At 69.0% G+C, this 12,197-nt stretch carries 11 protein-coding genes; 3 read left to right on the plus strand and 8 right to left on the minus strand.

The window, feature by feature from the left end; all coding sequences use genetic code 11:
- Nucleotides 1–222: carboxyl transferase domain-containing protein (locus tag ACFYW8_RS27185; protein WP_389081499.1), on the plus strand; the 222-nt coding region annotated here is incomplete at its 5' end.
- Nucleotides 223–279: 57 nt separating this feature from the next.
- Nucleotides 280–474 (plus strand): acyl-CoA carboxylase subunit epsilon, encoded by a 195-nt coding sequence (locus ACFYW8_RS27190; protein ID WP_261709981.1) that lies wholly within the window; start codon nucleotides 280–282, stop codon nucleotides 472–474.
- A 303-nt stretch (nucleotides 475–777) separates the two neighbouring features.
- On the opposite strand, the gene ACFYW8_RS27195 is transcribed toward ACFYW8_RS27190, so the two are convergent.
- The 8 genes from ACFYW8_RS27195 to ACFYW8_RS27230 all read right to left on the minus strand — a co-directional run bounded on the left by ACFYW8_RS27195 (nucleotide 778) and on the right by ACFYW8_RS27230 (nucleotide 11,269).
- Nucleotides 778–1,359, minus strand: a complete 582-nt coding sequence (locus ACFYW8_RS27195) for an ATP/GTP-binding protein (protein WP_151472110.1) — start codon at nucleotides 1,357–1,359, stop codon at nucleotides 778–780.
- Nucleotides 1,340–1,939: a DUF742 domain-containing protein gene (locus tag ACFYW8_RS27200; protein ID WP_389081507.1), complete on the minus strand. Its 600-nt coding sequence runs from the start codon at nucleotides 1,937–1,939 to the stop codon at nucleotides 1,340–1,342. The genes ACFYW8_RS27195 and ACFYW8_RS27200 overlap by 20 nt, the downstream gene beginning before the upstream one ends.
- Before the next feature lie 95 nt (nucleotides 1,940–2,034).
- Nucleotides 2,035–2,448, minus strand: a complete 414-nt coding sequence (locus tag ACFYW8_RS27205) for a roadblock/LC7 domain-containing protein (protein WP_261709979.1) — start codon at nucleotides 2,446–2,448, stop codon at nucleotides 2,035–2,037.
- Nucleotides 2,449–2,459: 11 nt separating this feature from the next.
- Nucleotides 2,460–5,672 carry a nitrate- and nitrite sensing domain-containing protein gene (locus ACFYW8_RS27210; protein ID WP_389081512.1) on the minus strand — a complete coding sequence of 1,071 codons (3,213 nt, stop codon included), beginning with the start codon at nucleotides 5,670–5,672 and terminating at the stop codon, nucleotides 2,460–2,462.
- 352 nt (nucleotides 5,673–6,024) lie between these two features.
- Nucleotides 6,025–6,600, minus strand: coding sequence for an ATP/GTP-binding protein (locus ACFYW8_RS27215; protein ID WP_028802395.1), 576 nt, complete (start codon nucleotides 6,598–6,600; stop codon nucleotides 6,025–6,027).
- Nucleotides 6,581–6,979: a DUF742 domain-containing protein gene (locus ACFYW8_RS27220; protein ID WP_059131717.1), complete on the minus strand. Its 399-nt coding sequence runs from the start codon at nucleotides 6,977–6,979 to the stop codon at nucleotides 6,581–6,583. The genes ACFYW8_RS27215 and ACFYW8_RS27220 overlap by 20 nt, the downstream gene beginning before the upstream one ends.
- Before the next feature lie 111 nt (nucleotides 6,980–7,090).
- On the minus strand, nucleotides 7,091–7,504 hold the full coding sequence (locus ACFYW8_RS27225) for a roadblock/LC7 domain-containing protein (protein ID WP_266765867.1): 414 nt from the start codon (nucleotides 7,502–7,504) through the stop codon (nucleotides 7,091–7,093).
- 9 nt (nucleotides 7,505–7,513) lie between these two features.
- Nucleotides 7,514–11,269 carry a nitrate- and nitrite sensing domain-containing protein gene (locus tag ACFYW8_RS27230; RefSeq protein WP_389081522.1) on the minus strand — a complete coding sequence of 1,252 codons (3,756 nt, stop codon included), beginning with the start codon at nucleotides 11,267–11,269 and terminating at the stop codon, nucleotides 7,514–7,516.
- A 602-nt stretch (nucleotides 11,270–11,871) separates the two neighbouring features.
- Here ACFYW8_RS27230 and ACFYW8_RS27235 point away from each other — a divergent pair.
- Nucleotides 11,872–12,060: a hypothetical protein gene (locus ACFYW8_RS27235; protein ID WP_365873163.1), complete on the plus strand. Its 189-nt coding sequence runs from the start codon at nucleotides 11,872–11,874 to the stop codon at nucleotides 12,058–12,060.
- Nucleotides 12,061–12,197: the final 137 nt, after the last annotated feature.

Raw genomic sequence — 12,197 nt, forward strand, 5'->3', positions numbered from 1 at the left:
CGCCAGATCGCCGATGCCGCCGATCCCGAGGCGATGCGCGTCCGCATGGTCAAGGAGTACAAGGCCGAGCTGATGCACCCCTACTACGCGGCGGAGCGAGGCCTCGTCGACGACGTCATCGACCCCGCCGAGACCCGCGAGGTCCTGATCAAGTCGCTCGCGATGCTGCACACCAAGCACGCGGACCTGCCCTCCCGCAAGCACGGCAACCCCCCGCAGTAACCCTGCGGATTCTCCGCGGTTCCGCCGCGGAAACCTCTCTCATGGAGACTGAAACCTATGAGCAACGCTGACATCCGCGTCGAGAAGGGTCACGCCGAGCCCGAGGAAGTCGCCGCCATCACGGCGATCCTCCTGGCCCGTGCCGCGGCCGCTCCCACTGATGCCGCTCCTGCCCACCGTGCCCACCGGAAGGCGGGCTGGCGCCGCCTGGAGCGGGAGCCCGGCTTCCGGGCACCGCACAGCTGGCACTGAAGGTCTGACGCCGACAGCCCCGTCCTCCCGATGGAGGGCGGGGCTGTGGTGTGTCCGAGAGGCCGCCGGCGCCCCCCAGGGCCGACCAGGGGCTTCCCGGCGGCCCTTCGGGTGCTCCCCAGCCACCTCGTCGTCAACGGGGCTGTACGGGGCGGCAGTTCGACCTGGACCCCGCCGGTGCGCCGGATGTCGGGTAACAGGCGACAGGCGACAGGCGACAGGCGACAGGCCGCACGTGACGAACAACGGCCCCTGCTTCTCCGGGTGGAGAAGCAGGGGCCGTTGTCGCGGAAGCGGGAGACGCTAGCGGAGGCGCGCCATCAGGGCGTGCTCGACGAGCGTGATCAGCGCCGACTTCGCGTCCGCGCGGTGGCGGGCGTCCGTCGTGATGATCGGGGCGTCCGGGCCGATCTGGAGAGCCTCGCGTACTTCCTCGGGCTGGTACGGCTGGTTGCCGTCGAAGCCGTTGAGGGCGATGACGAACGGCAGGCCGCTGTTCTCGAAGTAGTCGACCGCGGGGAAGCAGTCGGCGAGACGGCGGGTGTCCACCAGGACGATCGCGCCGATGGCGCCGCGGACCAGGTCGTCCCACATGAACCAGAAGCGGTCCTGGCCCGGCGTACCGAAGAGGTACAGGATCAGGTCCTGGTCGAGGGTGATACGGCCGAAGTCCATGGCGACGGTCGTCGTCTTCTTGTCGCCGGTGTGCGTGAGGTCGTCGATGCCCGCCGAGGCGGACGTCATGACGGCCTCGGTACGCAGCGGGTTGATCTCCGAGACGGCGCCGACGAACGTGGTCTTGCCCACGCCGAAGCCGCCCGCCACCACGATCTTCGCGGACGTGGTGGAGCGGGAAGGCCCTCCGCTAGAGCTTGCGAAGTCCACTGAGCACCCTTTCGAGCAATGTCACGGCTGGCTGGCCGCCGGCGCTCTCGTCGCCGCCCGGCTGATGAATGGCGACCAGGCCCGCTTCCGCCAAGTCGGCGACGAGGATCCTGGCTACACCGAGAGGGATGGTCAGCAGGGCCGAGATCTCGGCCACCGACTTGATCTCCCGGCAGAGGTTGCAGATGCGCTGATGCTCGGGCAACTGGCCCTGCATCTGGTGCGGCTGCGCTGTGGTGTGCACCAGTGCCTCGATGGCGAGCTGGTAGCGGGGCCTGGTGCGGCCACCCGTCATGGCGTAGGGACGCACCAGGGGGTTGTTCGACGACCCGGCGGGCGACGGCTCGGGTGAGCGTCGCTGCGGCTGCACGGGCTGGATACGCGGTGCCGACGGCTGGTCGTACGGAGACGGCCCGGGACCCTGCGGACCCTGGGGCGGGTAAGGCTGACGTCGCTGGTTGGGTGCGGAGGGAAAGTTGTACGGGTTCGGGTTCTGTGAACCGTCGCCCTGGCCGCCCTGCCCCTGGCCGGGGCCGTACGACCAGTTGCCCGAAGACGAACCGCCTGGGGGTGTTACCACTCTCTCTCCTCCTCCGACTGTGCCGGGCACCCAACGAGTGGGACCGCGTCCCGAAACCTTACGGCCCCGGGACGCCAATTCGCACCGTCTGTCTATTAGTTGAGAAGGCTGCCCTGGAGCTCCGCACGAAGATCCGGAGTGAGGACCGTGCCCGCACGGTCCACCAGAAGCGCCATCTCGTACCCAATGAGACCGATGTCCGCCTCAGGGTGTGCGAGTACTGCGAGTGAAGAACCATCCGAAACGGACATGAGGAAGAGGAATCCTCGCTCCATCTCCACAACTGTCTGGTTCACATGGCCGCCCTCGAAGATACGGGACGCGCCCGCGGTCAATGAGGTCAGACCGGACGCGACGGCCGCCAACTGGTCGGCGCGGTCGCGGGGAAAGCCTTCGGACATGGCCAGAAGGAGTCCGTCGGCGGAGACCACCACTGTGTGGGACACCCCGGGGGTGTTGTCCACGAAGTTGGTGATCAACCAGTTCAGGTTCTGTGCCGCCTGGCTCATCGGGCTCACAACTAACGCTCCTGGTTGTAGGTGCTGTCAGGACCGAGGCCCTGACCGTTCGTCTCACTACCTGCACTGCGTCCCCGCTCCACGCCGCGACGCAGGTTGCTCAGCCTGCCCCGGACGTCCTCAGGAGCGCGGGAGACCTGGGGGCCGCCCTGGGGGGTCGATTCCGCGGTTCCCTCGACCAGGTTGGCCTTGGGCACCCGCCGCGGCAGACCGGACGAGGTGACCCCGCCCGCCTTGGGCTTTTTGAGCTGCTCGGCGCGCTGCCACCGATCGTCGTTGGACGATCGCCAGTCGTCGCCCGTGTTCCCGGAGGGAGCGGGCGCCGCCTGCTCCCTCGCCGGTTCCGCGGGCCGCCGGCCGTTTCCGGTGGCGGCGGCTCCACGACGGGGCAGTCCCGCGTCGGTCATCGTGTGGGCGGCCGAGGGGGCCGGACCCGGACGACTGAAGCCTACGCTGTCCTGCTGGGCCGCGTCGGCGACCTGCGCAGATTCCGCTTCCGGAGCGTAGTCGGACCGGTACCCGCCCTGGTACGCGTCCTGCTGCGGCCAGTCGTCCTGGTAGGACGGCTCGCCGAAGGCGGACAGCGTCTCCGGGGCGGTGCCGCCCATGCCCGCGTGCTCCGCCTGGACCGGCTCCGTGTAGGAGGGTTCAGGGTAGCCGCCGTTGGACGGGAAGTACGCCTCGTCGTACGCGGCCTGCTGCGGCTCCTCGTACGACGACTGCTGGTCGTAGGTGGTCTGCTGCTCCTCGTGCACACCCTGAGCGCCGTCGTACGCCGGGGCGCCGTTGAAGGACGGCTGCCCGTTGTCGTACGCGGGCTGGGCGTCGAAGCCGTCGGCGTAGGCCTGGGGGCCGTCGATGGCCTCCATTCCCTGCGCCTGGGCCTCCAGGGCCGCACGGCGCTCCTCGCGCACCAGGGAGCGGCCCACCGGGTCCAGGTCGCGGGCGTCGTCCGGGACCTCGTAGCGACTGTCGTCGAAACCGAGGTCCGCGGCGGTCAGCACGGGCTTCTGCTGCTGGGGCGCGAAGCTCTCGCCCTGGAACGACTGCTGCTGCTCGGGAATGATCTGGGACACGGTGAACTCGTCGCGCGTGGGCTGGTGCTCACCGCCGCCACCGTGGGTGATGGCGTCGGGGAGCATGACCAGCGAGGTCGTACCGGCCTGCTCGCCCGAGGGGCGCAGCTGGACGCGGATGCCGTGGCGGTCGGACAGCCGGCCGACCACGAACAGGCCCATGCGCTGCGAGATCGCGGCGTCCACGGTCGGCGGGTTGGCCAGCTTGTGGTTGATGTCCGCGAAGTCCTCGGCGGTGAGGCCGATGCCCTTGTCGTGGATCTCGACCATGATGCGGCCGTCGGGCAGCCGGGTCGCGGTGACGCGGACCTTGGTCTGCGGGGAGGAGAACGTGGTCGCGTTCTCCAGGAGCTCGGCGAGCAGGTGCACGAGGTCGGTCACGGCGCGGCCGTGGATCTCGGCCTCCGGGACACCGGAGAGCTCGATGCGCTCGTACTGCTCCACCTCGGAGGAGGCGGCGCGCAGCACGTCGACCAGCGGGACCGGCTGGTCCCAGCGGCGGCCGGGCTCCTCGCCCGCGAGGACCAGGAGGTTCTCGCCGTTGCGGCGCATACGGGTCGCGAGGTGGTCCAGGCGGAAGAGGTTCTCCAGCTGGTCCGGGTCGGCCTCGTTGTTCTCCAGGCCGGTGATCAGGGTCAGCTGGCCCTCGATCAGCGACTGGTTGCGGCGCGAGAGGTTCGTGAAGATCGCGTTGATGTTGCCTCGCAGGAGGGCCTGCTCGGCGGCCAGTCGTACGGCCTCGCGGTGGACCTGGTCGAAGGCGCGGGCGACTTCGCCGATCTCGTCCGTGGTGGTGATCGGGATCGGCTGCACGCGGGTGTCGACCCGGCCGGGGTCGGTGCGCGAGAGCTGGTCGACCAGCATCGGCAGGCGCTGCTCGGCGACATTGAAGGCGGCGTTGCGCAGCTGGCGCATCGCACGGCTCATCTGGCGGGCCACCATGCCGGCCAGGATGAACGCGGCGAGCAGGGCGATCACGACGATGGCGCCGGTGATGAAGGCGTCGGTCTTGGCCGCGTCGGAGATGTCCGCGGCCTCGGCCACCGCCTTGTCGGAGAGGTCCGACTCGATCTGGCGGTACGCGTTGTACTTGGCGGTGTTGACCGCCATCCAGTTCTGCGCGGTGATGCCTCCCGCGGCCAGCTTGACGCGGTCGCTCTCCAGCGGGGACTGGAGCTTCGCCAGAGCCGTGACCATGTCGGTCGGGTTCGACGGCGGCTTCACGTAGTTCGGGTCGGCGGCCGCGGCTTCCCGCGCCTTCGCCGTCAGGTCCGACTTGATCGTCGCCTGGGCCGCTTCGAGCTTGCTCGCGTCGGCCTCGGTGCCACCACCGATGTACTCCTCGACCGCGATGCCTTCGAGGTAGGCGTACGAGGAGAGGGCGACACGCTGACTGTCGAGGCTGCCCAGACCGGGACCCGGCTTGATCAGCATGTGCATGCCGATGGACCGCTCCAGCGACAGCGCGGCCTTGGACAGCGAGATCGCGTAGACCGTACGGCCGTAGCTCGTGATGTTTCCGGTGCCCAGACCGAGCTCGTTGGCGAACTCCATCAGCGGGTGCTGGATCTGGAGGTAGCCCTCTTCGGTCTTCACACCGGGAAGCTTGGTGGTGTACGCGGCCTTCCGCAGCAGCTCGAGACCGGGCTCGACGTTGCGGAAGACGGCGAGGCGGCGCTCCAGGCCCGGCGTCTTCGGCATGTTCTGGGCGGCCTGGTCGAACGCGTCGGCGGCCAGGTCCGTCTGCTTGCGGACCTTGACGACCGTGGGGTCCTTCTGGCCGGCGCCGCTCAGCAGCGGGTAGGCGCTCAGGTCGCGCTCGACGAACAGCTTGTCGCCGTAATTCAGCGCCGCCTGCACCAGGCGCGCCGTCTTCTCGGCGTCCTGTGCCTCCTGCCAGGTGTCGATCGAGCTCTTCACCTGGAAGCCGCCCATGACCAGGCCGACCACCACGGGTATGAGCAGGATCGCGTTCAGCCTGGTCGGCACGCGCCAGTTGCGCGGGGAGAATCGGCTCCCGCTCGGCGCGGGCGCCGGCGTGGGCTCCGGGCCGGGCGCCTGTGCGGGCGCCGCTCCGCGCGGCGGCGGGGTGAAGTTGCCCCGTGCCGACGGCTCGGGACCGTTCATGCTTCGCCTCACTCGACCAACAACCTCTCGGCGTCGGCACCTATCGTTGTGCCGCGGTATCTACCAGCGCCCTTGACTACTGGGCAGTTCAGCGCATTCCAGCACGTCGAGCGGCGCCCTTCCAAACACTCGGAATCGATGATTCCGAGTGGTGCTGACCACAGATAAAACGGTCATAAAGAGCGAGCCCCGCCAAAAGGCGGGGCTTTCATGAGCGCAGTGGCACCGGGTGACCGCGATGCGTGTCGGGGTCAGCGAAATTCTCTGTCGAAACGTTATGAACACTGTGGCCGACCGTGTCAAATGACACAGTCGGCTCCAATGCGTCTACGACAACTTCCATACGAAGCCGTCTACTTGGCTGCTACCGCAGCCGGGCCATGAGGGCGTGCTCGACCAGGGTGATCAGAGCGCTCTTCGCATCTGCACGGTGTCGGGCGTCCGTCGTGATGATCGGAGCGTCCGGGCCGATCTGAAGGGCCTCGCGTACTTCCTCCGGGTTGTACGGCTGGTGACCGTCGAAGCCGTTGAGGGCGATGACGAACGGCAGGCCGCTGTTCTCGAAGTAGTCGACCGCCGGGAAGCAGTCGGCGAGACGCCGGGTGTCCACCAGGACCACGGCGCCGATGGCGCCGCGGACCAGGTCGTCCCACATGAACCAGAAGCGGTCCTGGCCCGGCGTACCGAAGAGGTACAGGATCAGGTCCTGGTCAAGGGTGATACGGCCGAAGTCCATGGCCACCGTGGTGGTGGTCTTGTCCCCGGTGTGGGTGAGGTCGTCGATCCCCGCCGAAGCGGAGGTCATGACGGCCTCGGTGCGCAGCGGGTTGATCTCGGAAACGGCACCCACGAACGTGGTTTTGCCGACACCGAAGCCACCCGCTACGACGATCTTCGCGGAGGTGGTCGCCCGGCCTCCGTCAGAGCTTGCGAAGTCCACTGAGCACCCTTTCGAGCAAAGTCACGTCCGGCGCACCGCCGTTGTTCTCATCGCCGCCAGGCTGGTGAATGGCGACGAGTCCGGCCTCCGCGAGGTCCGCGACGAGGATCCTGGCCACACCGAGAGGCATGGACAGGAGGGCCGATACCTCGGCCACCGACTTCACTTCCCGGCACAGGTGGCAGATGCGCTGGTGTTCGGGAAGCAGTCCCATCAGCTGGGCCGGGTCGGCCGTGGTGCTGATCAGGGCCTCTATGGCGAGTTGGTACCGCGGCCGGGTCCGGCCACCGGTCATCGCGTACGGACGTACCAGCGGCTGGTCGCCCTCGTCTCCGTACGGCTCAGCGTACGGATCATGAGAGGCGGTGGGCGGTGTCATGAATCCTCCGGGCGGGACAGCAAGTCGGTCAGTCGTGCCGTCTGTTGGGGCCGGTGGGGGGATTGTGGCGGCCGGACGGTGATTTCGTGCGGTGTCTGGATCCGGCGGCGGTCAGTGAAGCAGACTGCCTTGTAGTTCGGCACGCAGGTCCGGCGTGAGGACGGCGCCCGCACGATCGACGAGCAGTGCCATCTCGTAGCCGACGAGGCCGATGTCGCACTCCGGGTGGGAGAGGACCGCGAGGGACGACCCATCCGAAACCGACATCAGGAAGAGGAAACCGCGCTCCATCTCCACGACCGTCTGGGCCACAGCCCCACCTTCGAAGATCCGGGATGCCCCGGCGGTCAGCGAGGTGAGTCCGGAGGCGACGGCCGCCAGTTGGTCCGCGCGGTCGCGGGGAAAGCCTTCGGACATTGCCAGAAGGAGTCCGTCGGCGGACACGACGACGGTGTGGGACACCCCGGGGGTGTTGTCCACAAAGTTGGTGATCAACCAGTTGAGGTTCTGTGCCGCCTGGCTCATCGGGCTCAACTAACGCTCCTGCTGGTGAGTGGGGCTGGGGAAGCTGCCGGTCTGGCCGTTGGGAGCGGCCTGTCGACCTTGCTGAATGCCCCTACGGAGATTGGTGAGCCGGCCGCGTACGTCATCGGGCGCACGCGAGACCTGCGGACCGCTTTGGTGCGTTTGCTGCTGTGCCGTACCCGCGACGAGGTTGGCTCGCGGGACGCGGCGCGGCAGGCCTGAGGTGGTGACCCCGCCTGCCGACGGTTTACGGGCGCGCTCCGCCTGCTTGACGAGATCGTCGTTCGGAGAGCTGCGCCACGTGGTAGCGGCCGGTGCGGCGGCCGGTCGCTGCGGAGCCGGGGGAGTCTGAGGCTGTTGGGGGGCAACCTGCGTGAATCCCTGGGAACCGTTGTTCTGGGGTGTGCCGTTGGCGGGAGCGCCGTTGGCGGGAGCGCCGTCCGAGCCGTTCGCCTGACCGTGGAACCAGTTGGTCTCCAGCGTGTCGTACAGCGGGGTACGGCCGTCACCGGGGTTGGAGGCCGGCGGAAGCGCCTCGGGCGCCTGACGGACGGGCGGCTGGGGGTTGGCCGGCCGCTCGTACTGCCCGGTGGACGACGAGCCCTGGCCGTTGCCGTAACCGGGCGTCGCGAACTGCCCGGTGGACGAGGGGTCCTGGGAAGGCGCGTAGCCCGGCTGGGCGAACTGGCCGGTGGACGACGGGTCCTGGGAGGCACCGTAGCCCTGGGCGGCGAACTGCCCGGTGCCGGCCGGGTTCTGGCCGGCGGCGGACTGGTTGCCGGAACCGTAGCCGTACTGGCCGTTGTTCTGGCCGTTGTTCTGCGGCGCGCTCGCGCCGGGGCGCGGGGCGTCGAAGTCGGGACGGGCGAACTCCGCGGTGGAGGCGGGGCCCTGGCGGTCGTCGATCCGCGGCATGCGCGAAGTGGAGTCGGGGTCCTCGTGGCCACGCGGGGTGTCGAGAGACGTACGCGGAACCGGCGGCTGCGCGTTGTCGTCGCTCCAGCTCGGCGTGCGCGAACCCGTGTTGCCACCGGGCAGCTCGGCACGCGCACCACCGCGGCCCGGAAGCTGCGGCCGACGACGGCTGCCCTTGCCACCACTGGCCGGTGCCTGCGCGGGCGCGGCGGGCGCGGGGTTGTTGTCGCCGAAGGCGTTCTGACCGGCGCCGGATCCGTTGCCGTACGAGTTCTGCTGGCCGCCGGAGGTGTCACCGAAGGCGTTCGGGGAACCCGATCCGCCGCCGAAGCCCTGCTGCGGCATGCCGTTCCCGGCCTGGCCGCCCTGCGGGCTCTGTCCGAAGGCGTTCGCCCCGGCCGGAGCCTGCCTGCCCTGCTGGCCGCCACCCTGGCCCTGCGGACCACGCGCTCCGCCGGGAGCAGCGCCCGGGCGACCGCCCTGGTTGCTTCCGGGCAGCGCGGCCCGCGGACCCGAGCCGGCGCCGACCTGTCCGCGCTGCGGCGGGGCCCCGAGGGGTCCACCGGGAGCGGCGGGGGCTCCGGCACCGAGCGAGGGACCGCCCTGCGGGCCGTTCGAGCGACGGGCCGCGGCCACACCGGCCGAAGCCTGTGCCGCCGCGGGGCCGCCGGAGGCACCCTGGCCCGGCTTGTTCGGCATGGGCTTCTTGCCGCCCTGCGCGACGTCCACGGGCAGCATGACCAGCGCGGTCGTACCACCGGAGTCGGACGGACGCAGCTGGATGCGGATGCCGTGACGCTGCGACAGACGGCCGACCACGAACAGACCCATGCGGCGGGACACCGAGACGTCCACCGTGGGCGGAGCGGCGAGCCGCTCGTTGATCGCGGCCAGGTCCTCGGGGGACAGACCGATACCGGTGTCGTGGATCTCGATCAGCACGCGGCCGTCGGGCAGGGCGTGACCGGTGACCTTGACCTTGGTCTGCGGGGAGGAGAACGACGTGGCGTTCTCCAGCAGCTCGGCGAGCAGGTGGACGAGGTCGTTGACCACCCGGCCGGCGACCTCGGTGGTCGGGACCGAGGAGAGTTCGATGCGCTCGTACTGCTCCACCTCGGAGGCGGCGGCGCGGAGCACGTCGACCAGCGGGACCGGACGGGTCCAGCGGCGACCGGGCTCTTCACCGGCGAGAACGAGAAGGTTTTCACCGTTACGGCGCATGCGGGTCGCGAGGTGGTCGAGCTTGAACAGCGAGGAGAGCTGGTCGGGGTCGGCCTCGCGGGACTCCAGCTCGGATATGAGCGAGAGCTGACGCTGGATAAGACCCTGGGAACGGCGCGAGAGGTTGGTGAACATCGCGTTGACGTTGCCTCGCAGAAGGGCCTGCTCGGCGGCGAGGCGGACGGCCTCGCGGTGCACGTCGTCGAAGGCCGCGGCCACCTGGCCGATCTCGTCCCGGGAGTGCACACCGACCGACTCGACGGAGGTGTCGACGTCCTGCGGGTCCGACTCCGAGAGCTGCTTGACGAGCTCGGGCAGGCGGTCCTGGGCGACCCGGGTCGCGGTGTCCTGGAGGCGGCGCAGCGAGCGGATCATGGAGCGGGCCACCACGAAGGCGCCGACGAGCGAGACACCGAGGACGAGCAGGATCAGTACACCGGAGACGATCGCCTCGCTCTGGGACTGGTTGCGCAGCTCGCGGGCCTTCTGCTCCATCTCGCCGAGCAGCGTGGTCTCGATCTTCGTCATCTGATCGATCTTGGAGGAGTCGTCGTCGACCCAGTCCTTGTAAGAACGCTTGTTCTGCGTCTTCAGACCGTCCTGGTTGCTCAGTACACGCTTGGCGTACTGGTCGGCGGCCTTGATCGTCGGGTTGTCGCCCTCGATCGGCGCGAGCAGCTCCGCGTTGCCCGAGCCGTAGATGTTCTTGAAGCTCTCGTTCTCGGACTCCTGGCTCGCCTGTGCCGAGAGCGCGTACTGCTGGTCGTTCTTGGAGAGCGTTCCGAAGACCGTCGGGCGCTCGGGCAGCGCGGCGGCGATGATGGCGCGCTGGACGGAGGCGTACTCCTTGGCGGCGGAGAAGGACGCCAGCGCACGGGTGCGCTGGATCATCTCCGGGTTGCTGGTCGCCTCGGCCATGTCCTGCGAGAGCGCGAGGAGCTCGGTGACCAGGCGGTGGTACGCGTCCACCGTCTGGGTCGAGTTCTGCGGGTCGTTGTAGGCGTCGCTGCGGATCTGGTTGAGCTTGTACAGCTCGTGCACGACACCGACGAGGCTGTCGTGCACACCGGACAACTGGCCCTGGGCCGTGGCGTCGTCCACCTGCTGCGTGCCTTGGAGGAAGTGGTTTCTCGCGATGTCGGTGGCGTCGCGCACTCCCTTGACGGTGTAGTCGTTGGCCAGGGCGCCGTGGGCCAGCGGACCGGCCGACTCGTCGCGCTCCTTCTGGAGGGCGGCGGCGAGCTCGGTGGCCTGCTTGGTCATCTCGGTCAGCAGTCGCATGTTGTCGAGCTGCTGGATGTTGTCCATCGACTGGTTGATGCGCAGCGCGCCCAGCGAGGTCGCGGCGACCACGGGGAGCGCGAGCAGCGAGACCAGTCGTGTCGAGATGCGCCAGTTCCGCAGGGCTACGCGCGAGCCGGGGCCCGGTTGCGTGCTCTTCGGAGTGACGGCCGTCGTGGTGGCGGGAGCCTTGGGCTTCGCGCCGGCGCGAGCGGAGTGTTCACCGCTGCCGCCGACCTCTGCCGGTCCCGGGTTCTGGGCGTGCTGGGGCGAGGAACCGCGGTCGGTCCCGCCGCGCGGCTCCGGCTCCGCCGAAGCGCTGCCATCCCTCTTGAAACGTCCCTGCACTAGCGTCGCAACCTCTGGACCAGGCGCCCCTCCGCTGGAACGGCGGGACGGTGTCGGCGTTGTACGAGAGGCACAGATGCGCCCCTTGTATGTGGTCTGAGTGACCGGCGCAGGTTCCCCCTATCCAGCCGCCACTCGGCGCTGCGTTGCGCCCCTGCGCGTCGGATCGTGATTCCGCGGCGGTCCGAGGAATTCCAGCACAGTGCAGGATCTCCAACAAGGCCCGAGTACCAGGCTGTGACCTCCGTGACAGCATGTGAGGGTCACGTCACGAGGTGTGCAAGGGGATCTCGTACATACCGGGCGTATGCCTACGAGCCGTTGGGCTATATACCCTGTCCCAGTCGCGATGATCAGGAGCGGAATGGCTGGTTCAGTGGAGCAATGTCCGTTTGGTCGGCCGAGGTTGAGGGCCGTGATTGACCGGTTTGCCCCTCGGTGAGTGAGGAAACTCACACGGTGATCATGACGTCTTCACGGCATCGCCCGGGAATTGAATGTTTAGCCTGACGCTTTACAGGGATGGCGAATCCGACAACCCGCGCCTATGTGGGGCTCTTTGACCCCGACCGGCGCCCAGGACGACAAGGTCGAGCAAAACGGTGAAGACGACGATGATGTTCCGCAACATAGCCAATCCGCGACGCACGACGCTGGCGCACCTCGAGGACGCCGATGGCCTGCGGACGCCGGAGCGGCCGGAGCACTCGGTCGAGCTTCCCCTGCAGACGGCCAACCCCCGCCGCACCGTGCTGATGGCCGTCCCGGTCGCGGCCTCCGCCGCGGAGTGATCCCGGCGACCGGCGGAGCCGCGCCCGGCGCGCGGCCCGCCGGTCACCACCGTCCTCGACCGGCGCCCCGTCACCCCACGGACCCGGACGACAGGCCCGCCGCTCACCGGACCGGCGGATATACGCGAAGCCCGCAG

Source organism: Streptomyces sp. NPDC002742, assembly GCF_042888885.1.
GTDB lineage: Bacteria > Actinomycetota > Actinomycetes > Streptomycetales > Streptomycetaceae > Streptomyces.

What these genes read in the sequence shown, in the direction of transcription:
- ACFYW8_RS27190 (WP_261709981.1), top strand. Translation starts at nt 280, where the DNA reads ATGAGCAACGCTGACATCCGCGTCGAGAAGGGTCACGCCGAGCCCGAG.
- ACFYW8_RS27205 (WP_261709979.1), bottom strand. Translation starts at nt 2,448, where the DNA reads ATGAGCCAGGCGGCACAGAACCTGAACTGGTTGATCACCAACTTCGTG.
- ACFYW8_RS27220 (WP_059131717.1), bottom strand. Translation starts at nt 6,979, where the DNA reads ATGACACCGCCCACCGCCTCTCATGATCCGTACGCTGAGCCGTACGGA.
- ACFYW8_RS27225 (WP_266765867.1), bottom strand. Translation starts at nt 7,504, where the DNA reads ATGAGCCAGGCGGCACAGAACCTCAACTGGTTGATCACCAACTTTGTG.